General features: G+C 66.8%; 21 protein-coding genes. 14 read left to right on the top strand and 7 right to left on the bottom strand.

What is annotated here, in order from left to right; translation table 11 throughout:
• Positions 1-55: 55 nt before the first annotated feature.
• Positions 56-382 carry a YbaB/EbfC family nucleoid-associated protein gene (locus LRH25_RS21810; RefSeq protein WP_141289860.1) on the top strand — a complete coding sequence of 109 codons (327 nt, stop codon included), beginning with the start codon at positions 56-58 and terminating at the stop codon, positions 380-382.
• Between the two features lie 112 nt (positions 383-494).
• Positions 495-1082 carry a recombination mediator RecR gene (gene recR / locus LRH25_RS21805; RefSeq protein ID WP_141289861.1) on the top strand — a complete coding sequence of 196 codons (588 nt, stop codon included), beginning with the start codon at positions 495-497 and terminating at the stop codon, positions 1080-1082.
• A gap of 19 nt (positions 1083-1101) precedes the next feature.
• On the opposite strand, the gene LRH25_RS21800 is transcribed toward recR, so the two are convergent.
• Together LRH25_RS21800 and gloB are read right to left on the bottom strand one after the other, a co-directional pair.
• A complete protein-coding gene (locus LRH25_RS21800) occupies positions 1102-2766 on the bottom strand; it encodes a transglycosylase SLT domain-containing protein (protein ID WP_231012197.1) in 1665 nt (554 codons plus the stop codon).
• Positions 2763-3536, bottom strand: a complete 774-nt coding sequence (gene gloB, locus LRH25_RS21795; RefSeq protein ID WP_141289862.1) for a hydroxyacylglutathione hydrolase — start codon at positions 3534-3536, stop codon at positions 2763-2765. The genes LRH25_RS21800 and gloB overlap by 4 nt, the downstream gene beginning before the upstream one ends.
• Here gloB and LRH25_RS21790 point away from each other — a divergent pair.
• Positions 3535-4416: a class I SAM-dependent methyltransferase gene (locus LRH25_RS21790; protein ID WP_231012195.1), complete on the top strand. Its 882-nt coding sequence runs from the start codon at positions 3535-3537 to the stop codon at positions 4414-4416. The two genes, gloB and LRH25_RS21790, sit on opposite strands and share 2 nt — an antisense overlap.
• 11 nt (positions 4417-4427) lie before the next feature.
• Entirely contained in the window at positions 4428-4865 is a 438-nt protein-coding gene (gene rnhA, locus LRH25_RS21785; RefSeq protein ID WP_141287681.1) for a ribonuclease HI, read from the top strand.
• Positions 4866-4964: 99 nt separating this feature from the next.
• On the opposite strand, the gene moaA is transcribed toward rnhA, so the two are convergent.
• The 5 genes from moaA to LRH25_RS21760 all read right to left on the bottom strand — a co-directional run bounded on the left by moaA (position 4965) and on the right by LRH25_RS21760 (position 9888).
• Positions 4965-6083 (bottom strand): GTP 3',8-cyclase MoaA, encoded by a 1119-nt coding sequence (moaA, locus tag LRH25_RS21780; protein WP_141287682.1) that lies wholly within the window; start codon positions 6081-6083, stop codon positions 4965-4967.
• A gap of 122 nt (positions 6084-6205) precedes the next feature.
• The gene (locus tag LRH25_RS21775; RefSeq protein ID WP_375140575.1) at positions 6206-6712 is read right to left on the bottom strand and encodes a C40 family peptidase; all 507 of its coding nucleotides are present in this window, start codon (positions 6710-6712) and stop codon (positions 6206-6208) included.
• Between the two features lie 387 nt (positions 6713-7099).
• Entirely contained in the window at positions 7100-8755 is a 1656-nt protein-coding gene (locus LRH25_RS21770; protein ID WP_141287684.1) for a PhoH family protein, read from the bottom strand.
• Between the two features lie 155 nt (positions 8756-8910).
• On the bottom strand, positions 8911-9387 hold the full coding sequence (locus LRH25_RS21765) for a peroxiredoxin (RefSeq protein ID WP_141287685.1): 477 nt from the start codon (positions 9385-9387) through the stop codon (positions 8911-8913).
• A gap of 120 nt (positions 9388-9507) precedes the next feature.
• A complete protein-coding gene (locus LRH25_RS21760; protein ID WP_141287686.1) occupies positions 9508-9888 on the bottom strand; it encodes an Mth938-like domain-containing protein in 381 nt (126 codons plus the stop codon).
• A 171-nt stretch (positions 9889-10059) separates the two neighbouring features.
• Here LRH25_RS21760 and LRH25_RS21755 point away from each other — a divergent pair, with 171 nt between their 5' ends.
• From LRH25_RS21755 to LRH25_RS21710, 10 genes are all read left to right on the top strand, one after another.
• Entirely contained in the window at positions 10060-11286 is a 1227-nt protein-coding gene (locus LRH25_RS21755; RefSeq protein ID WP_141287687.1) for a pyridoxal phosphate-dependent aminotransferase, read from the top strand.
• Positions 11287-11310: 24 nt separating this feature from the next.
• The gene (locus tag LRH25_RS21750) at positions 11311-12621 is read left to right on the top strand and encodes a homoserine dehydrogenase (RefSeq protein ID WP_141287688.1); all 1311 of its coding nucleotides are present in this window, start codon (positions 11311-11313) and stop codon (positions 12619-12621) included.
• A 14-nt stretch (positions 12622-12635) separates the two neighbouring features.
• Complete coding sequence (thrC, locus tag LRH25_RS21745) at positions 12636-14042, top strand: threonine synthase (protein ID WP_141287689.1); 1407 nt, start codon at positions 12636-12638, stop codon at positions 14040-14042.
• A 5-nt stretch (positions 14043-14047) separates the two neighbouring features.
• The gene (locus LRH25_RS21740) at positions 14048-15343 is read left to right on the top strand and encodes a molybdopterin molybdotransferase MoeA (RefSeq protein WP_231012194.1); all 1296 of its coding nucleotides are present in this window, start codon (positions 14048-14050) and stop codon (positions 15341-15343) included.
• Between the two features lie 2 nt (positions 15344-15345).
• Positions 15346-15600 carry a MoaD/ThiS family protein gene (locus LRH25_RS21735; protein ID WP_231012206.1) on the top strand — a complete coding sequence of 85 codons (255 nt, stop codon included), beginning with the start codon at positions 15346-15348 and terminating at the stop codon, positions 15598-15600.
• A gap of 4 nt (positions 15601-15604) precedes the next feature.
• The gene (locus tag LRH25_RS21730; protein ID WP_231012193.1) at positions 15605-16096 is read left to right on the top strand and encodes a molybdenum cofactor biosynthesis protein MoaE; all 492 of its coding nucleotides are present in this window, start codon (positions 15605-15607) and stop codon (positions 16094-16096) included.
• On the top strand, positions 16093-16476 hold the full coding sequence (locus LRH25_RS21725) for a CrcB family protein (protein ID WP_231012191.1): 384 nt from the start codon (positions 16093-16095) through the stop codon (positions 16474-16476). The genes LRH25_RS21730 and LRH25_RS21725 overlap by 4 nt, the downstream gene beginning before the upstream one ends.
• 7 nt (positions 16477-16483) lie before the next feature.
• Positions 16484-17491, top strand: a complete 1008-nt coding sequence (locus tag LRH25_RS21720) for a MerR family transcriptional regulator (protein WP_231012189.1) — start codon at positions 16484-16486, stop codon at positions 17489-17491.
• A 34-nt stretch (positions 17492-17525) separates the two neighbouring features.
• Positions 17526-18833 carry an MFS transporter gene (locus tag LRH25_RS21715; RefSeq protein WP_141288934.1) on the top strand — a complete coding sequence of 436 codons (1308 nt, stop codon included), beginning with the start codon at positions 17526-17528 and terminating at the stop codon, positions 18831-18833.
• A 173-nt stretch (positions 18834-19006) separates the two neighbouring features.
• Positions 19007-19495: a flavin reductase family protein gene (locus LRH25_RS21710; RefSeq protein WP_231012188.1), complete on the top strand. Its 489-nt coding sequence runs from the start codon at positions 19007-19009 to the stop codon at positions 19493-19495.
• Positions 19496-19546: the final 51 nt, after the last annotated feature.

The raw sequence follows: 19546 nt of genomic DNA, 5'->3' as shown, positions 1-19546 counted from the left end.
CGGGGCGTCCGAATGCCCCGGCTTTGCTCCGTACTCCGAAAGAAAGGATCTCCCCATGATGAAGGGTCAACTCGCCGGCCTGATGAAGCAGGCCCAGGCCATGCAGGACAACCTGCGCAAGGCGCAGGATGAGCTGGCGCTGATCGAGGTCGAAGGCCAGTCCGGCGCCGGCCTGGTCAAGGTCGTGATGACCTGCAAGAACGACGTCAAGCGCGTGACCATCGACCCCAGCCTGCTGGCCGACGACAAGGACATGCTGGAAGACCTGGTGGCCGCGGCCTTCAACGACGCGGTGCGCCGCGCCGAGACGCTGAGCCAGGAAAAGATGGGCAAGCTGACGGCCGGCATGCCGCTGCCACCCGGCATGAAGATGCCGTTCTGATCAGCGAGGAACGAGTGATTCCGCGGGACGAGCGCCGGGCCGCCCCAAGCTGGCCCGCAGTCCCCTCGGGGGACCGGCCGACGTTCCCGTCGGGCGAGGGGTGGTCACTGCCGTGAGTCAAACGAGGCTTGACGCGCTGATCGAGGCGCTGCGTCGTCTACCCGGTGTCGGCGTCAAGTCGGCGCAGCGCATGGCCTTCCACCTGCTGCAGCATGACCGCGAGGGTGCCGAGCAGCTGGCCGAGGCGCTGGGCGGCGCGCTGCGTGCGGTGCACCACTGCGAGCGCTGCCACACCTTCACCGAAGCGGCAATCTGCGACATCTGCAGCGACGAGTCGCGGGACGCGCGGCAGCTGTGCGTGATCGAGAGCCCGGCCGACCAGGCCGCGCTGGAGCGCACCGGCAGCTACCACGGCTTCTACTACGTGCTGATGGGCCGCATCAGCCCGCTGGACGGCATCGGCATCAGCGAGCTGGGCGGGCTGTCCATGGTGCAGCGCGCGCTGGATGGCAAGGTCGAGGAGGTCATCCTCGCGACCAGCTTCACGGCCGAAGGCGAGGCCACCGCGCATGTGCTGGCCGAAGGCCTGAAGGCGCAGGGTGTGCGTGTCACGCGGCTGGCGCGTGGCGTGCCGGCGGGCAGCGAATTGGAATATGTGGACCTGTCCACCATCGCGCATGCGATGGTGGACAGGCGCTGACGGACGCGCCTGGCCAGGCTCAGCGCTGCGCGACCCGCACAGGCTTGGCAACCGTCTTCACATTGCGAGTTGCCGGGGCCGGCTTGGTTGCACGAGCCGTGGCGGTACGCGCATTGGCCGTGCTCGCCACTCGCGTTGCAGCACGCTGCGATGGCGCGGCCTGCGGCACGAAGACCACATAGGACACGCCGGGCTTGAATTTCGCGGCCGCAGTCACCTTGTTCCAAGCTGCCACCTGCACGGCGCTGACGCGGTAGCGTTGTGCCACTGCGGCCACGCTGTCCCCCTTCTTGCCGGCGCGCAGCGTCATGCGGCGCAGCGGCGGCACATCCGGTGCCAGGGCCATGGTCGCGTTGTCGGCCAGGGCTTCGGGCACGTCGGCCTCCAGCTTGGCACCACGCGGCACCAGCAGCGTGGAGCCGGCCTTGACCAGCATGCGCGGCGGAATGCGGTTGACCTCGCGCAGCTGCGCTTCGCTCATGCCGACCTGCCTGGCCACTTCGCCCGGGTGCAGCGTGCGCGGGGCCTGCCAGGCGGTCCAGCTGGCCAACTGGCCGCGGAAGGCGCGCAGGTTGTCGGCGAACAGGTTGGCGTTGTCGTAGGGCAGTAGCACCTGCTCGGTGCCGGCGGCGAGGATCACCGGCTTGTTCATCTGCGGGTTCAGCTGCTTGAACTCTTCCAGCGGCACGTTGGCCAGCTTGGCGGCCAGCGCCACGTCCATGTCGCGCTCGATCGGCACGCTGAGGAAATACGGGTGGTTCTTCAGCGGCGGCAGTTGCACCGCAAACTGCTCGGGCTTCGAAACGATGTTCTTGATCGCCTGCAGCTTGGGCACGTAGTAGCGGGTTTCGTCCGGCATCTTCAGGCTGGCGTAGTCGGTCGGCAGGCCGGCCTTCTCGTTGCGCGCAATGGCGCGCTGCACATTGCCTTCGCCCCAGTTGTAGGCTGCCAGCGCGAGCTGCCAGTCGTTGAACATGGTGTGCAGCCGGTCCAGGTAGTCCAGCGCGGCGCGGGTCGAGGCCAGCACGTCGCGGCGGTCGTCGCGGAAGATGTTTTGCTTGAGCGCGTAGTCCTTGCCGGTGGCGGGCACGAACTGCCACATGCCCGAGGCCTTGGCGACCGAGATGGCCTGCGGGTTGAACGCGCTTTCGACAAAGGGCAGCAAGGCCAGCTCGGTCGGCATGTGGCGCTTTTCCAGCTCGTCGACCACGTGGTAAAGGTAGCGGCCGCCGCGCTCGGCCATGCGGCGCATGTACTCGGGCTTGGCAGCATAGAACTGCTCGCGGCTGGCGACCAGTTCGCCTTCGAGGTCCGGCATGGCGTAGCCGTTGCGGATGCGCTGCCAGAGGTCTTCCTGGGCGGTGAGCGCCAGTGGGTCGATCGGGGTGCTGGGCGCCAGCGGGTCGATTGGCCGCACATCGCTGGCCGAATCCGATCCCAAGGCTTCCAGGTTCAGGCCGGCGACCGGGCTGGGGATGGCAGAGACGGTCCGGTCGCTGTCGTCATTCCTCAGCTGGGCCGCTGCCGGGATGGCGGGAACAGCGAGGGCGGGCGTGCGCGACAGGCGCTGGGCGACGGGGCCGCTGGCACTCGACCCGCTGGCCGGGTCGGCAAAGTCTGGGGTGGCGCAGCCTGCCAGCAGGGCGCTCGTTGCCGCCATGAAGCCGAGGATTGTTTTGTTCATCTGAAGACGTTCTTCCATTCACGCAAGGCGGCAAAGGCTGACAGCGGGTCGTGCACCGAGGCGTCGTGTTGACGCGCGGAAGCCATCACCGCGGGCTGTTCGGACCGCAGGAAGGGGTTGATCGCTTGTTCGGTCGCAATCGTCGAAGGCAGCGTGGGCTGGCCCTCGCGGCGCAGCGTTTGGCAGTGTTCGACGTAGGCGGCCAAGGCCGGGTTGGCGGGCTCCACGGCCTGCGCGAAACGCAGGTTCGAGAGGGTGTATTCATGGGCACAGCAGACCCGGGTGTTGCCGGGCAGGGCACTGAGCCTGTTCAGTGAGTCGTGCATCTGCCGTGGAGTTCCCTCGAACAATCGACCACAGCCACCGGAGAAAAGCGTGTCGCCGCAAAACAGCAGCGGCGCCTCGGCGCCGCTGGCAGCAAGAAAGTAGGCGATGTGCCCTGAAGTGTGCCCCGGTACGTCCAGGATCTCGAAGCAAAGGCCTTGCCAACACGCTTGTCCGCCCTGATGCATGCGGGTGACGGGCACCGGCATCGTTTCGCCGGCGGGGCCCCATACGGGGCCTTCGAGTTGCGGCATCAGGGCCGCCACACCGCCAACGTGATCTGCGTGGTGATGGGTCACTAGAATGCCGGTCAGCACCAGATGCTGCGCCGCGAGTGCTTCCTGCACAGGCGCCGCATCACCCGGATCGACGACGAGCGCTTGTCGGCCGTCGTGCAGCATCCAGATGTAGTTGTCGGTGAAGGCAGGCAGTGCGACCAGTTTCATGACAGATGAGGCCCGGATTATAGAGTTGACACACTGGCTGGAAACCCCGCCGGGGCGCTATCTGCTGGACTGGGAGCAGGCCCGCGTCGACGAAGCGGTGGCTGACCTGTTCGGCTTTCACGCGCTGCAGCTGGGCCTGCCGCAAATCGACGCCTTGCGCTGCAACCGCATGCCGCAACGTTGGCTGGCTGGCTTGCCCTCCGGCGATCCGGCGCTCCCCAGGCCTGGGATTGAACGCCAATCGGGGGCCATCATGCTGGATACCCCTGACGGTACGGTGGCCAACCCGGGCTTGCTGTCGTTGCGCCAGCCTTCGCTGTTCTGCGAACCGGAGGCCTTGCCCTTCGAGGACCGCAGCCTGGACCTGGTGGTGATGCCGCATACGCTGGAGATGGCGGCCGACGCACACCGCACGCTGGCCGAGGTGGCCCGCGTGCTGCGGCCCGAAGGGCGGGTCGTGATCTCGGGCCTGAACCCGGTGAGCCTGTGGGGACTGCGCCAGCGCGGCGGCCGGGTGCGGCACTGGCTGGGCGCACGCGAGCGGCCGCTGTTCCTGCCCAGCGAGGGCGAGTTCATCGGCTACTGGCGGCTGCGCGACTGGCTGCGCCTGCTGGGCATGGAACTGGAGATCGGGCGGCTGGGCTGTTATCGTCCGCCGCTTTTGTCGCCGCGCTGGCTGGCGCGATTCGGCTGGATGGAAAGCGTGGGTGGCCGCTGGTGGCCGGTCCTGGGCGCCGTCTACTTTGTCGTGGCGGTCAAGCGGGTGCGCGGCATGCGCCTGATCGGCCTGGCGCGCAACGAACGCAAGGCCAAGCAGGCCGCGCCCGCGGCCGTGGCCAACCGGCAGGGCCGGGCCAGCGACCCGCGGCGACCTTCCTGAAGAAACAAGACATGAGCGATGTGACGATCTACACCGACGGTGCCTGCAAAGGCAACCCGGGCCCGGGCGGCTGGGGCGCCTGGCTGCGTGCCGGCGAGCATGAAAAAGAACTCTGGGGCGGCGAGAAGCTGACCACCAACAACCGCATGGAACTGACCGCGGTGATCCAGGCGCTGAGCACGCTGAAGCGGCGCTGCACGGTGGCCATCTACACCGACAGCGAATACGTGCGCAACGGCATCATGACCTGGATCCACGGCTGGAAAAAACGCGGCTGGCGCACGGCCGACGGCAAGCCGGTCAAGAACGTCGAGCTCTGGCAGGCACTGGAAGCGCAAGTGCTGCAACACGACGTGACCTGGCACTGGGTCAAGGGCCACGCAGGCGACCCAGGCAACGAGCGCGCCGACGCGCTGGCCAACCGCGGCGTGACCTCGTCGTCAAGCTGAGTCGGGGTGGTTCCGCGAAGAGGTAGAACAGGGCGGCATCAGCCGAGCGCAGGGCCGCCCCAAGCCGGATGACGGCCCGCTTGGCGGGTGGGGTTCCATTCAGCCACCGATGTAGTGCATCTCGACGCGGCGTTCCGCTTCTGAGTCGGTGCTGTTCAGCGCTCGAAGCTCCGAATAGCGGTCATTGCGGCCTTGCCAGATCGCCTGGATGCGCTCGGCAAGTGCCGCGTCGGCAGCGCCTTCGCGCAGCAATTGCCGCAGATCGTACCCGCGGCTGGCGAACAGGCAGAGGTAGAGCTTGCCTTCGGTCGACAGCCTGGCGCGGTTGCAATCGCCGCAAAATGCCTGGCTGACGCTGGAGATCAGGCCGATTTCGCCGCGGCCGTCGGCATAGGCCCAGCGCTGCGCGGTTTCGCCGGGCGCGCTGGCGGGCAGCGGCTGCAGCGACCAGTGTGCCGACAGCCGTGTCAGCAGTTCGGCCGAGGGCAGCACTTCGTCCAGCTGCCAGCGGTTGGTGGCACCCACGTCCATGAACTCGATGAAGCGCAGCGTGACCAGCGGGCCGTAGTGCTCACGCATGTGGCGGGCCATCGGCACGACCTGGTGGTCGTTGACGCCGCGCTTGACCACCATGTTGACCTTAATCGGTCCCAGGCCGGTGGCCAGTGCGGTGTCGATGCCGTGCAGCACATCGGCCACGGGAAAGCCCACGTCATTCATGCGCTGGAACACGCCGTCGTCCAGTGCGTCCAGGCTGACGGTGACGCGGCGCAGGCCGGCGTCGCGCAGGGCTTGCGCCTTGCGGGCCAGCAGCGAGCCATTGGTCGTGAGCGTGATGTCCAGGGGCTGGCCGTCCGGGCTGCGTAACTCGGCCAGTTGCCCCACCAGGTTTTCCAGGTGCTTGCGCAGCAGTGGCTCGCCTCCGGTCAGCCGCAGCTTGCGCACGCCCAGCAAAGCGAACTGCCGCGCCAGCCGCGAGATCTCTTCAAAGCTCAGCAGCGCTTCATGCGGCAGGAATTGGTAGCGCGAATCAAAGACTTCGCGCGGCATGCAGTAGCTGCAGCGGAAATTGCAACGGTCGGTGACCGAGATGCGCAGGTCGCGCAGCGGGCGCTGCAGGCTGTCCAGCACCAAGCCATGTGAAGCCGCGGCGACGGGCACCACGGCAGGTGGCGCCAGGTCGCGCCAGTCGGCCACAGGAATCACGCGTTTGGACATCGTCTCATTGTGCCCGTGCATTGCAAGGTCGGCGGCTGCGAGGGGCATCGCGCTGGAAGCGATGAAGACAAAGAAAGGCCCGCATCTGCGGGCCTGGGCGGTCTTGGATGAGCGAGGGTGGCTCAGTGGCGGTCGGTGGGGGCCACCGTGACCGGCTCGGCCGCGCCGATCTGCGGCACACGACGCGCGCCATTGAAGCGTTTGGCCCAGTAGGAGTAGTGCATGTCCTCGACCCGCACCTCGCCGCCAGCGCGCGGAGAATGAATGAACTTGCCGTCGCCCACGTAAATGCCGACGTGCGAGAACGCATGGCGCAAGGTATTGAAGAACACCAAGTCGCCTGGCTTCAGGTCCGATTCCTTGACGGCCAGCAGGCCTGGGGCGCGGGCTTGTTCGTCTGCACGGCGCGGCAGCACCAGGCCGATGCTGTTCTCGAAAATGTGGCGGGTGAAGCCAGAGCAGTCGAAGCCTTCTTCGGCGGAGGTGCCGCCGCGGCGGTAGCGCACGCCAATGAAGTTCATGGCCGACAGCACCAAGTCGGATGCTGTGTCGCGCACCTGCGAGAGCAAGGAGTGTTCGCCATTGCTGCCAACGACCGGCAGCATGCCGCGCTCTTCCAGCAAGCGCATGACAGGATCAGGATTGGCGGCGTCAGGGGCGGCTTGGACTGCCTGGCTCGCAAAGAGCAGCATCAGCAGCGAAAACAAGCACAACAAGACGAGTCGGGGACTCGGCTGGCTGACCCGGCCAGCGGGGAACTCAGGAGAATGCACGCGGGCAAGAATAGACAAGCAAGCTAGGGGTGTCAAGCCGAAAAAGCCAGGAAAAATCATGCCTGACAAACCCTTAGCACAGATTGCCGCAGCTTTTTGTCACCAATGCCTTGTTGACTCGTGGACCTGGGGTTGGCAGATGAAGTCATGTTTTTGCTGCACTGCACAGCAAAACGGGGTCGATCGGCCCCGTTTTGAATGTGAGCCCGGTTTACCCGGGTGCCGACCGGCTTCAGCGGTGTGTTAGAGCACCTCGGAGGCAAAGTCCGCCAGGCGCGAGCGTTCGCCTCGGGCCAGCGTGATGTGGCCCGAGTGCGGCCAGCCCTTGAAGCGGTCGACTGCGAAGGTCAGGCCGGACGAGCCTTCGGTGAGGTAAGGCGTGTCGATCTGTGCCAGGTTGCCCAGGCAGACGATCTTGGTGCCCGGGCCCGCGCGGGTGATCAAGGTCTTCATCTGCTTGGGCGTCAGGTTCTGCGCCTCGTCGATGATGACGAACTTGTTCAGGAAGGTGCGGCCGCGCATGAAGTTCAGGCTCTTGATCTTGATCTTCGAGCGCACCAGGTCGTTGGTCGCGGCGCGGCCCCATTCGCCGGCCGAGTTGTCGCTCTTGGCCAGCACTTCCAGGTTGTCGTCCAGTGCGCCCATCCATGGGCCCATCTTTTCTTCCTCGTTGCCGGGCAGGAAGCCAATGTCTTCACCCACAGGCACGGTGACCCTGGTCACGATGATCTCGGTGTAGCGGCGGTCTTCCATCACCTGGCTCAAGCCCGCGGCCAGCGTCATCAGCGTCTTGCCGGTGCCTGCGGTGCCGGTCAGTGTGATGAAGTCGCACTCCGGGTCCATCAGCAGGTTCAGCGCAAAGTTCTGCTCGCGGTTGCGTGCAGTCACGCCCCAGATCGAGTTTTTGGCATGCGTGTAGTCGCGCAGCGTCTTCAGCACGGCCGTCTTGCCGGTGATCTCGTTGACGCGCGCGTACAGCGGCGCTTCGCCCGGCACTTCCAGGAAGACAAACTGGTTGACCATCAGCACCGGCACCAGCGGGCCGCTGATGCGGTAGAAGGTGTGGCCGCCCTGGTTCCAGCTTTCCATGGTCTTGCCATGGCGCTCCCAGAAGTCCGCCGGCAAGGCCATCACGCCGGTGTAGAGCAGGTCGCCGTCTTCCAGCGTCTTGTCGTTGAAATAGTCCTCGGCAGCCAGGCCCATCGCACGGGCCTTGATGCGCATGTTGATGTCCTTGGACACCAGCACGACCTCGCGCTCCTTGCTGTGCTGCTCGCGCAGCGACTGCACCACACCCAGGATCTGGTTGTCGGCCTTGCCCTGCGGCAGGCCGGCCGGCAGTTTGGCGTCCAGGAAGGTGGTCTGGAAGAACAGCTTGCCGCCGGCTTCGCGGTGGCCGGTCTTGGCCAGCGGCACACCTGCAGCCGGGTCCAGGCTGTCGCCGGCCAGCGCATCGAGCTCGCGGCTGACCTGGCGCACGTTGCGCGAGACCTCGCTCATGCCCTTCTTGTGGCCGTCGAGCTCTTCGAGCGTGATCATCGGCAGGTAGATGTCGTGCTCGTCGAAGCGGTAGATCGACATCGGGTCGTGCATCAGCACGTTGGTGTCCAGCACGAACAGCTTGGCCGGGCCGGTGTGGCGCGGCTTGCGGGGTTTGGATTGGGCCGCCGGGCGAGCCGGGGCGGTGCTCTTCTTGGCCGCGGCCTTCGTGGGCATGCCGGTGGGCGCGGCGGCAACCGGCGCCGGGTCGGCGCGCAGTTCGAGTGCTGGCGTGCGTTCGTCGGCCGCCGGTGCGGCGGCCTTGGTGGGCTGGCGGGAGGGCTTGGGTGCTGCCTGGGTGTCGTAAGCGGCAGCGGGGAGGAAGGATGCGCGAGAGGCAGGGGGCTTGGGCAGAGGCATGGACAGCGGTGATTGGATCGAAAGCAGGTTCAGAAACAAAAAAGCCGCACAGGAAGCTGTGCGGCTTTTGGCTGGATGCGCGACGCGTTGATCTCGGGCATGAACCCATTATGCACAACTCGCCGGCCCTGGAAAGCGGCTTGCGCCGCTGGCTTTCAGGCTGCTGTTTTCAGTTCCTTCAGCGCCTTCAGTACTTCGTCCACGTGGCCCGCGACCTTGATGCCGCGCCACTCGGCGCGCAGCACGCCTTTTTCGTCGATCAGGAAGGTGGAGCGTTCAATGCCCTTGACCTTCTTCCCATACATGATCTTGTTCTTGACCACGCCAAACATGTGGCACAGCTTTTCTTCGGTGTCTGCAATCAGCTCGAAGGGCAATTCAAGGTTTTGCTTGAACTTGTCGTGCGAAGCCATGTTGTCGCGCGACACACCAAATACAACCGCACCAGCCTTGACAAATTCCTTGTGCTGGTCGCGGAACTGCATGGCTTCGGTCGTGCAACCGGGCGTGTTGTCCTTGGGATAGAAATACAGGACCACGGCCCGACCGTGAAACGCCTGCGGGGTGAACTTCACACCGCCGGTGGCTTGCGCTTCAATTTCCGGAAGATGTTTATTGAGGGCTGGCGTCATGAGGATCGTGTCTTCTAGCGGGCGCCCCGGGAGGCATCACTCGACATTATAGATTGAAGCGGACATATTCCTGGCTCCGGCTCGCACCAGAATGTCTCGGGGTCAGCCCTGAATCGAGCTTCAGGCGGCCGGCGCCAACAGGATTGCGCCCACCACCTTGCGGCCCTCGTTGACCAGCACGTTGTAGGTGCGGCAGGCGGCGCCGGTGTCCATGGTTTCGATTCCGATGCGCCGCTCGATCAGCGCGCGGTACAGCTGCGGCGGGACAAACGACAGCTTGGGCCCGCTGCCGAAGATCACCAGTTCGGGCTGCAGCGTCAGGATCTGCTCGAAGTGCGCAGCGGTCAGTTCGGCCGGCGAGTTGGCATGCCAGGGCTGGACTTCGCCGTGCCAGGGCACCAGCACGCTGTGCGTGAACGGCGTCTGGTGCACCCACAGGCGGTCGGCATCAAGCCGGGAGATGGCATTCACGCCTTCGAGTTGATCGGGCTGGAATTTCAATCGACTTCCTTTGGGCGTTGGGGTGACCTGAGCGGCCAGCGGCAGATGGCAGCGTGGGCTGCGGCTACGTGTTTCGGCAGGCTTGGCTTCGCTTGTTGCGAAGGCCTCGGAACAGGCCTTTTCACAGGGTGTCTATGGTTAAATTATAGGTTTCCCACAGGAGACAACGGTTTGAAACCGATTGCCAAGTCCAGCAAGCTCGCCAACGTTGGCTACGACATCCGTGGCCCTGTGCTGGACAAAGCCAGGCAGATGGAGGAAGAGGGCCACAAGATCATCAAGCTGAACATTGGCAACGTGGCCGCGTTTGGCCTGGAGCCGCCCGACGAGATCGTGCAGGACATGATCCGCAACCTGCCCAATGCCGCCGGGTACACCGATTCCAAAGGCCTGTTTGCGCCGCGCAAGGCGGTGGTGCACTACTGCCAGGAAAAGAAGATCGCCGGCGTCACGGTGGACGATGTCTACCTCGGCAATGGCGCCTCCGAACTGATCTCGATGAGCATGAACGCGCTGCTGGACAGTGGCGACGAAGTGCTGATCCCGTCGCCCGACTATCCGCTCTACACCGCAGTGGTGTCGCTCTCGGGTGGCACGCCGGTGCACTATCACTGCGACGAAGGCTCTGGCTGGCTGCCGGACCTGGCCGACATGCGCGCCAAGATCACGCCGCGCACCAAGGCGCTGGTGCTGATCAACCCCAACAATCCCACCGGTGCGCTCTATCCCGACGAGATCCTGCAAGGCATGGTCGACATCGCGCGCGAGCACGAGCTGGTCGTCTTCTCCGACGAGATCTACGACAAGACCTTGTACGACGGCGCCACGCACACCAGCATCGCCTCGCTGGCCGACGACGTGCTGTTCCTGACCTTCAACGGCCTGAGCAAGAACTACCGTTCCTGCGGCTACCGGGCTGGCTGGATGATCGTCTCGGGCAACAAGAAGCGCGCCAAGGACTACATCGAGGGCCTGAACATGCTGGCCTCCATGCGCCTTTGCGCCAACACGCCTGGCCAGCTCGCGATCCAGACCGCACTCGGCGGCTATCAGAGCATCAAGGACCTGGTGGCGCCTGGCGGCCGGCTGGCACGCCAACGCGACCTGGCCTACGAACTGCTGACCCAGATCCCGGGCGTCAGTGTCGTCAAGCCCAAGGCTGCGCTCTACATGTTCCCGCGACTGGACCCGAAGCTGTACCCCATCGCCGACGACCAGCAGTTCGCCTACGAACTGCTGGCCGAGGAAAAGGTGCTGATCGTACAGGGCACCGGTTTCAACTGGATCGCGCCGGACCATTTCCGCGTCGTCTTCCTGCCCAACACCGACGACCTCACCGAAGCCGTGGGCCGCATCGCCCGCTTCCTTGACGGCTATCGCAAGCGACATTCCGCCTGAGTTTTTTCCACGAGCATTGTTTTCATGAAACCCATCCAGGTTGGCCTGATTGGCCTGGGCACCGTCGGTGCCGGCGTCTTCCACGTGCTCTCCCGCAACCAGGAAGAGATTCGTCGCCGGGCCGGCCGTGGCATCGAGCTGGTCGCCGTCAACCGGCGCAACCTGGACCAGGCCCGCGCCATCGTCGGCGACAAGGCCGAGGTCGTCGCCAATGCGCGCGACATCATTGCCAACCCGGCCATCGACATCGTCATCGAGCTGGTTGGCGGCACCACGCTGGCCAAGGAACTGGTGCTCGAAGCCATTGCCGCCGGCAAGCACGTGGTCACGGCCAACAAGGCGCTGCTGGCGGTGCACGGCACGGAGATCTTCGCCGCTGCGCATGCCAAGGGCGTGATGGTCGGCTTCGAGGCTGCTGTCGCCGGCGGCATTCCCATCATCAAGGCGCTGCGCGAGGGCCTGACCGGCAACCGCATCGAATGGATCGCCGGCATCATCAACGGCACGACGAACTTCATCCTCAGCGAGATGCGCGACAAGGGGTTGGACTTCGCCACCGTGCTGAAGGAAGCCCAGCGCCTGGGCTATGCCGAAGCCGACCCGACCTTCGACATCGAAGGCGTGGACGCCGCGCACAAGCTGACCATCATGAGCGCCATCGCGTTCGGCGTGCCAGTGCAGTTCGCCAAGGCCCACATCGAAGGCATCACCCAGCTGCAGGCGACCGACATCCGCTACGCCGAACAGCTCGGCTACCGCATCAAGCTGCTGGGCATCACGCGCCGGCGTGACAGCGGGATTGAATTGCGGGTGCACCCCACGCTGGTGCCGGCCAAGCGCCTGATCGCCAACGTCGAAGGCGCGATGAACGCCGTGGTGGTGCAGGGCGATGCCGTCGGCACCACGCTGTATTACGGCAAGGGCGCAGGCGCCGAACCCACCGCTTCGGCCGTGGTGGCCGACCTGGTCGACATCACCCGCCTGCACACCGCCGACCCGGACCACCGCGTGCCGCACCTGGCCTTCCAGCCGGACGCGCTGGCCGACACGCCCATCCTGCCGCTGAGCGAAGTGCAGACCTCGTTCTACCTGCGCCTGCGTGTGGCCGACGAGCCGGGCGTGCTGTCCAGCATCACCACCATCCTGGCCGAGCACAACCTGTCCATCGATGCCGTGCTGCAGCGGGAGTCCAACGAAGGCGAGAAGCAGACCGACCTGATCATCCTGACGCACGACACGCTGGAAGGCCGCATGCGCGCCGCGCTGGCGCAGATGCAGGCCCTGCCCACCGTGCTGGGGCCCATCGTCAGCATCCGCAAGGAAGAGCTCGCCTGAGCCGGACAACGCCCATGCTTTACATCAGCACCCGTGGCGACAAGACCGAGCGCCGCTTCTGCGAGATCCTGCTCGAAGGCCTGGCGCCCGATGGCGGGCTCTACCTGCCTGTCGTCTACCCGAAGGTCGACAGCACGACGCTGGCGCGCTGGCGCGGCCTGTCGTATGCAGAACTGGCCTTCGAGATCCTGTCGCTCTACATCGACGACATTCCCGCCGCCGACCTGAAAGCCTTGGTCCACAAGACCTACACCCCCGCCGTGTTTGGCAGCGAAGCCATCGTGCCGCTGCGCGCGTTGGGCGACAGCGGGCTGCAGATCGAAGCCCTGTCCAACGGCCCGACGCTGGCCTTCAAGGACATGGCGATGCAACTGCTGGGCAACCTGTTCGAGTACGAACTGGCGCGCCGCGGCGAACAGCTCAACATCCTCGGCGCCACCTCGGGCGACACCGGCAGCGCGGCCGAATACGCGATGCGCGGCAAGCGCGGCGTGCGCGTCTTCATGCTCAGCCCACATGGCCGCATGAGCCCGTTCCAGCAGGCGCAGATGTTCAGCCTGCAGGACGAGAACATCCACAACATCGCCGTGGAGGGCGTGTTCGACGATGCGCAGGACATCGTCAAGGCCGTGTCGAACGACCTGGCCTTCAAGCGCCAGCACAAGATCGGCACCGTCAACTCGATCAACTGGGCGCGCCTGCTGGCGCAGGTCGTCTACTATTTCGCCGGGTACTTTCAAGCGACGAAGCAGGACAGCGAGCAGGTCAGCTTTGCCGTGCCCTCGGGCAATTTCGGCAACGTCTGCGCCGGCCACGTCGCCCGCATGATGGGCCTGCCGATCAAGCAGCTGGTCGTGGCCACCAACGAGAACGATGTGCTGGACGAGTTCTTCCGCACCGGCACCTACCGGGTGCGTGGCAGCGCAGACACCTACGAGACCAGCAGCCCGTCAATGGACATTTCCAAGGCCTCGAACTTCGAGCGCTTCATCTTCGACCTGCTGGGCCATGACGCAGGAGCGGCAGAGCGCACCCGCACGCTGTTCCGCGAAGGCAGCTTCACGCTGTCGGCCGCAGAAAAAGCCCGCTTCGCCGAGTTCGGATTTGTCTCCGGCAAGAGCACGCATGCCGACCGCGTGGCGACCATCCGTGCCACCTGGCAGCAGCACCACGACATGATCGACCCGCACACGGCCGATGGCGTGAAGGTCGCTGCCGAGCACGTCGAAGCCGGCGTGCCGATGATCGTGCTGGAGACCGCGCTGCCGGCCAAGTTCGCCGAGACCATCCGCGAAGCGCTGGGCCGGGAGCCGAGCCGGCCCGCGGCCTTGGCCGACATCGAACTGCTGCCCAAGCGCTTCAGCGTGATGAAGCCCGACGTTGCCGCAGTCAAGTCCCTCATCGAGCAGCATTGCGCCTGACCGCCATGAGCACCACCGCTGCCCACCCGCCGATGATGACCCTGGACGAGGCGCTGCAGCGCCTCACGTCTGCTGCGGCCCAGCACCGCCTGCAGGCGCAGGAAGCCGTGCCGACCGCGCAGGCGCTGGGCCGTGTGCTGGCCTCGCCGGTGCAGTCCACGCTGGACGTGCCGCCCGCCGACAACAGCGCGATGGACGGCTACGCGGTTCGCTTCGCGGACTTGTTGCCGGGGGCGTACGGCGCGGCGGTGCTGCCCATCAGCCAGCGCATTGCCGCTGGTGCACCTGGCCAGCCGCTGGTGCCTGGCACCGCGGCGCGCATCTTCACCGGCGCCCAGGTGCCAGCCGGTGCGGACACGGTGCTGATGCAGGAGATCTGCGAAGCCCTGCCGGCTGCGGTGGACGTGGCGGGTGACGTGGCGCGAGTGCGCATTTCGCTCGCTGCGCAGCCCAAGCTCGGGCAAGCCATACGCCGGCGTGGCGAAGACGTGGCGATTGGCGCCACCGTGCTTCGAGCCGGCACGCGGCTCACGCCGCAGGCGCTGGGCCTGGCGGCGGCGGTGGGCCTGGCCGAGTTGCCGGTGCTGCGCCGCCCGCGCGTGGCGCTGTTCTCGACCGGCGACGAACTCGCCATGCCCGGCGAGCCGCTGAAGCCCGGCGCCATCTACAACTCCAATCGCTTCACGCTGCGTGCGCTGCTGCAGGCGGCCGGCTGCGAGGTGCAGGACCTGGGCATCGTGCCCGACCGGCTGGACGCGACACGCGCCGCGCTGCGCACCGCCGCGCACGATGCGGACCTGATCGTGACCTCCGGCGGCGTTTCCGTCGGCGAGGAAGACCATTTGCGCCCGGCCGCCCAGGCCGAAGGCCGGCTGGACCTGTGGCAGATCGCCATCAAGCCCGGCAAGCCGCTGGCGTTTGGCGCCATCCGCCGTGGCGACGACGATGCCAGCGGCGAAGCCTTGTTCATCGGCCTGCCGGGCAACCCGGTCTCCAGCTTCGTGACCTTCCTGGTGACGGTGGCGCCGGTGCTGCGGGCGCTGCAAGGCATGCCGGCCACGCTGCCGCAAAGCCTGCCGCTGCGCGCCGCCTTCGACTGGCCCAGGGCCGACAAGCGGCGCGAGTTCCTGCGGGTGCAGATCACGCCCGAAGGTGAACTGGTGCTGTTCGACAACCAGGGCTCGGGCGTGCTCACCTCCACCGTATGGGCCGATGGCCTGGTGGACAACCCCGCCGGCCGGGCGATTGTGCGCGGCGACACCGTGCGCTTCCTGCCGCTGGCCAACCTGATCGCGGCGTGACCATGATCACCATCCAGCTGAAGTTTTTCGCATCCCTGCGCGAGGCCCTGGGCGCCGAACAGGCGCTGAGCCTGCCGGCCGGCAGCAGCATCTCCGCCGCGCGCGCCGCGCTGGTCGCGCGGGGCGAGCCCTTTGCCGGCAAGCTGGCGCAGGGCAGGGCGGTGCGCGCTGCGCTGAACCAGCAACTGGCCGAAGAGTCCGCCCTGCTGTCGGACGGGGACGAACTGGCGTTTTTCCCGCCGGTCACCGGTGGCTGAGGCCATGCCCCGCGTCAGCATCCAGACCGAAGACTTCGACTTGAGCGCCGAAGTGGCCGCCTTGCGCGCCGGCCTGGCTGGCGTGGGTGCGGTGGTCAGCTTTGTCGGCACGGTGCGGGACCGCAACGACGGCGCCGCGGTCAGCGCCATGACGCTGGAACACTACCCCGGCATGACCGAAAAGGCCATCGAGGCCATGGTCGACCAGGCTGTGGCCCGCTTTGGTTTGCTGGCGGCGCGCGTGGTGCACCGCGTGGGCCCGCTGCTGCCGCTGGACCAGATCGTGCTGGTCGCGGTCGCTGCGGCGCATCGGGGCGATGCATTTCAGGGCTGCGAATTCCTGATGGACTACCTGAAGACCCAGGCCCCGTTCTGGAAGAAGGAAGACACGCCGCAAGGCAGCCGCTGGGTAGACGCCCGCGTGGCGGACGACGCAGCGCTGGCGCGCTGGGGCATCGCAGCTGGCAACGCCGCGGGCGAGGCGCCGGCGTCATGACGCCAACGTTGTTGCAGGCCCTGGCGGTGGCCATCGGCTCGGCCGTTGGTGCGCTCGCGCGCTGGGGCGCGGCGCTGTGGCTGAACGGCAGCTGGGGCGGCTTCCCGCTGGGCACGCTGTTTGTCAACTGCGTGGGCGGCTTGCTGATCGGCTTTGCGCTGGTCTGGTTCGCGCGCTCGCCGGACGAGTTGTTGCGATTGCTGCTGGTGACCGGCGTGCTGGGCGGCTTCACCACTTTTTCATCCTTCTCCGGCGAGTCGCTGGGCCTGTTGCAGCGCGGCCAGTTCGGCATGGCGCTGCTGCATTCGGCGGCGCACCTGTTCGGCGCGCTGGCCTGCGCGGCCGCCGGCTTCGGCATCGGCCGGCTGGTGCTGCGCTGAGCAGGGCATGGCGGCCCTGCTGAAGGTCGGCGAACTCGCCAGGCGCGCCGGCCTCACGGTGCGCACGCTGCACCATTACGACAGCATCGGCCTGCTGCGCCCGTCGGCCCGTGCCGAAAACGACTACCGGCTCTACAACCAGGACGACGTGGCGCGGCTGCATGCCATCCAGGCGCTGCAGGGCCTGGGGCTGACGTTGGAGGAAGTCGGCCGGCTGCTGGCGGAAGACGGCGCCCGGATGCCTCAGATCATCGAGCGCCAACTGCTGGCCCTGCAGCAGCAGATCCGCCAGGCACAGGCGCTGCAGCAGCGGCTGGAGCTGATGCAGCAGCGCTTCCACGAAGGGCAGGGGCCGGAGCTGGACGAGCTGCTGATCACGTTGCAGATGATGACGGTCTGCGACGCGCATTTCAGTCCGTCCGAAACGCGGCGCATCTTCGCCCGCTGGCCCAGCGTGGCGACCGACTGGTGGCAGCTGATCGCCGAAATCCAGGAGGTGATGGACCGCGGCGTTGACCCACTGGACCCGCAGGTGCAGCCGCTGGCCCAGCGCTGGATGACGCTGATGCGCGACTGGATGCAGGGCGATTTCGACATGATGGAGCGCTGGGGCCGGGCCTATCACAGCGACCCTGGCCTGCAACTCGGTGGCGGCCCATCGCTGGCCATGGTGCAGTTCATCGAGCCGGCGGTGCAGCTGCGGCTGTCGCTGATGCTGCGCTACCTCAGCGAAGACGACTTGCGCCAGCTGGGCCATGTGCCGCGCGAGGCCTGGGCCCAGCTGGCCAGCGACGCGCAGGGCCTGATGGACGCCAAGGCCGCGCCTGGCAGCGAGCCCGTGAGGGCACTGGCGCGCCGCTGGTTCGAGCTGTCGCACCAGGCAACCGGCGGCGATGCGAAGCTGCGCGACCGCTTGCGCCAGGCCTTCGAAGCCGAGCCGCTGCTGCAACTGGGTGGCCCGCTGACGCCCGAGCGGCGCGCCTTCCTGAACCAGGCAGTGCCCGACGGGGCTTGACCCTCACGCCACGTCAGGCCGGAAAGTCGCGGCCATGACAAGTCCAACACTCCCGCCTTCCGCCGCGCCCACGCCGCGACAAGCGCTGCTGCGCAACCACAACTTCCGCTGGATGCTCAGCGGCGGCCTGATCTCGATGCTGGGCGACCAGTTCACCCTGATCGGCTTGCCCTGGCTGGTGCTGCAGATGACGGCCGACACCCGTGTGCTGGGCATCGTGCTGGCCATGCTGGGCGTGCCGCGGGCGCTGTTCATCCTGATCGGCGGTGCCTTCGTGGACCGCCATTCGCCCAAGCAGGTGATGATGGTCACCAAGTACGTCAACACCGCGCTGCTGGGCACGCTGGCGGGCATGGTCTGGGCGGGCACGCTGAACCTGCCGTGCTTGTATGCCTTGTCGCTGGGCATCGGCCTGGCCACGGCTTTCAGCATCCCGGCCGGCACGTCCATGCTGCCGCAGGTCGTTCAGCGGGAGTGGCTGCAGCCGGCCAACAGCGTGATGCTGGGCCTGCGCCAGCTGACGATGTTCGCCGGCCCGCTGCTGGCCGGGCTGATGATTGCCGTGCTGGGCACCGGCCATGAGGCGGGCGCGCTGACGGATGCACGCGGTCTCGCGGCCGCGTTTGCGCTGGACGCCTTCAGCTTCGCCATCACCATCTGGACGCTGCGCAAGGTGCACATGCTGGGCGGCAAGCCGGCCATGCCGGCAGGGGCCTCGGTGCTGGGTGCGGTGGCCGACGGGCTGAAGTCCTTTTGGCGGGATGTGCAACTGCGCACCTGCTTGCTCTACTGGTCTGCGGTGGCCTTGCTGATCAGCGGGCCGGTGCAGATTGCATTGCCAGTGCTGGCCAAGGAACAAGCGCAACTGGGGGCCGCAGCGCTGGGCAGCATGATGGCCGCACATGGTGCCGGCACGCTGCTGGGCATGGGCCTGGCAGGCGCCAAGCCGCACTGGCGGCTGCGCAGCCTGGGGCTGACGCTGCTGGCGGTGGACGCGACGGTGGGCCTGCTGTTCATGCCTATGGGCAGCATCACTGCCACCTGGCAGGGCGCGGGGCTGCTGCTGCTGATCGGCGCGCTGGGCGGCTTCATGCAGGTGGCCGTGTTCACCTGGATCCAGCGCCGCGTGCCGCCGGCCATGCTGGGCCGGGCGATGAGCCTGTTCATGTTCATCTTCATGGGCCTGGCGCCAGTCTCGGCCGCGGCCACCGGTTGGCTGCTGCGCGCGGTGCCGCTGAATGCGCTGTTCCTTGGGGGCGGCGGGCTGCTGGTCGCTGTGGTCGGCGTGGCGCTGCTGGCCACGCCGATGCGCAACGTGAACGACGGGCCCGCGGCCGGTTGAGAGCACCCCCAGACCCGACGCCTCGCGCCAGGCCCCCCGAGGGGGTCAAGGAAACTTGGGGCGGCCCTGCGTTCCCTTGAGAGCCGGTGCAAAGTGCCGCGGGCTTGGCGATGCGGCGAAGTCCCTGGCGAGGAAAATGAGGGTAAACGCCTTACCATCGCGGTCTGATGTTGATGGAACGGCTGATCGATCCCCTGGACCTGCGCCACGCGCTGGGCCGTTTTGCCACGGGCGTGACCATCGTCACCTGCCGCGACGCCGCCGGCCGCGCGGTCGGGCTGACGGCGAATTCGTTCAATGCGCTGTCGCTGGATCCGCCGCTGGTGCTGTGGTCGCTGCGCAGTGGCAGCCCGAACCGGCCGATCTTCGAGCAGGCCTCGCACTTTGCGATCAATGTGCTGGGCCAGGGGCAGATGGAGCTTTCGCGCCGCTTTGCCACGCCGCACGCGGACCGGTTTGCCGAAGGCCCCTGGCACGACGGCCCCGGCGGCGTGCCGCTGCTGGAAGGCGCGCTGGCAAACTTTTCCTGCCAGCTGCACAGCGCACAGGAAGCCGGTGACCATGTGCTGTTCATTGGCAGGGTGCTGGCGCTGCAGCATCATGCCGGCGCGCCGCTGGTGTTCCAGTCGGGTCACTACCGGGCGGTGGGCGAGCCGCTGTAGCCAGGGCGTGATCCGGCGCTGGCCTTGATGCAGCGCAAGCCGTGAGTGCGG

The sequence above is a fragment of the Ideonella azotifigens genome (assembly GCF_021043325.1).
In the GTDB taxonomy this organism is placed as follows: Bacteria; Pseudomonadota; Gammaproteobacteria; order Burkholderiales; family Burkholderiaceae_C; genus Ideonella; species Ideonella azotifigens.
The sequence above is the reverse complement of the archived record's forward strand: the minus strand, read 5'-3'. Positions and strand labels throughout refer to the sequence as shown.

Coding starts and splice junctions, on each gene's coding strand:
- LRH25_RS21735 (WP_231012206.1), top strand. CDS start 15,346: ATGATCACCATCCAGCTGAAGTTTTTCGCATCCCTGCGCGAGGCCCTG.
- LRH25_RS21725 (WP_231012191.1), top strand. CDS start 16,093: ATGACGCCAACGTTGTTGCAGGCCCTGGCGGTGGCCATCGGCTCGGCC.
- LRH25_RS21770 (WP_141287684.1), bottom strand. CDS start 8,755: ATGCCTCTGCCCAAGCCCCCTGCCTCTCGCGCATCCTTCCTCCCCGCT.
- LRH25_RS21800 (WP_231012197.1), bottom strand. CDS start 2,766: ATGAACAAAACAATCCTCGGCTTCATGGCGGCAACGAGCGCCCTGCTG.
- LRH25_RS21775 (WP_375140575.1), bottom strand. CDS start 6,712: ATGCGCTTGCTGGAAGAGCGCGGCATGCTGCCGGTCGTTGGCAGCAAT.
- LRH25_RS21715 (WP_141288934.1), top strand. CDS start 17,526: ATGACAAGTCCAACACTCCCGCCTTCCGCCGCGCCCACGCCGCGACAA.
- LRH25_RS21720 (WP_231012189.1), top strand. CDS start 16,484: ATGGCGGCCCTGCTGAAGGTCGGCGAACTCGCCAGGCGCGCCGGCCTC.
- moaA (WP_141287682.1), bottom strand. CDS start 6,083: ATGTCCAAACGCGTGATTCCTGTGGCCGACTGGCGCGACCTGGCGCCA.
- thrC (WP_141287689.1), top strand. CDS start 12,636: ATGCTTTACATCAGCACCCGTGGCGACAAGACCGAGCGCCGCTTCTGC.
- LRH25_RS21740 (WP_231012194.1), top strand. CDS start 14,048: ATGAGCACCACCGCTGCCCACCCGCCGATGATGACCCTGGACGAGGCG.
- LRH25_RS21810 (WP_141289860.1), top strand. CDS start 56: ATGATGAAGGGTCAACTCGCCGGCCTGATGAAGCAGGCCCAGGCCATG.
- LRH25_RS21710 (WP_231012188.1), top strand. CDS start 19,007: ATGGAACGGCTGATCGATCCCCTGGACCTGCGCCACGCGCTGGGCCGT.
- LRH25_RS21750 (WP_141287688.1), top strand. CDS start 11,311: ATGAAACCCATCCAGGTTGGCCTGATTGGCCTGGGCACCGTCGGTGCC.
- LRH25_RS21730 (WP_231012193.1), top strand. CDS start 15,605: ATGCCCCGCGTCAGCATCCAGACCGAAGACTTCGACTTGAGCGCCGAA.
- gloB (WP_141289862.1), bottom strand. CDS start 3,536: ATGAAACTGGTCGCACTGCCTGCCTTCACCGACAACTACATCTGGATG.
- rnhA (WP_141287681.1), top strand. CDS start 4,428: ATGAGCGATGTGACGATCTACACCGACGGTGCCTGCAAAGGCAACCCG.
- LRH25_RS21790 (WP_231012195.1), top strand. CDS start 3,535: ATGACAGATGAGGCCCGGATTATAGAGTTGACACACTGGCTGGAAACC.
- LRH25_RS21765 (WP_141287685.1), bottom strand. CDS start 9,387: ATGACGCCAGCCCTCAATAAACATCTTCCGGAAATTGAAGCGCAAGCC.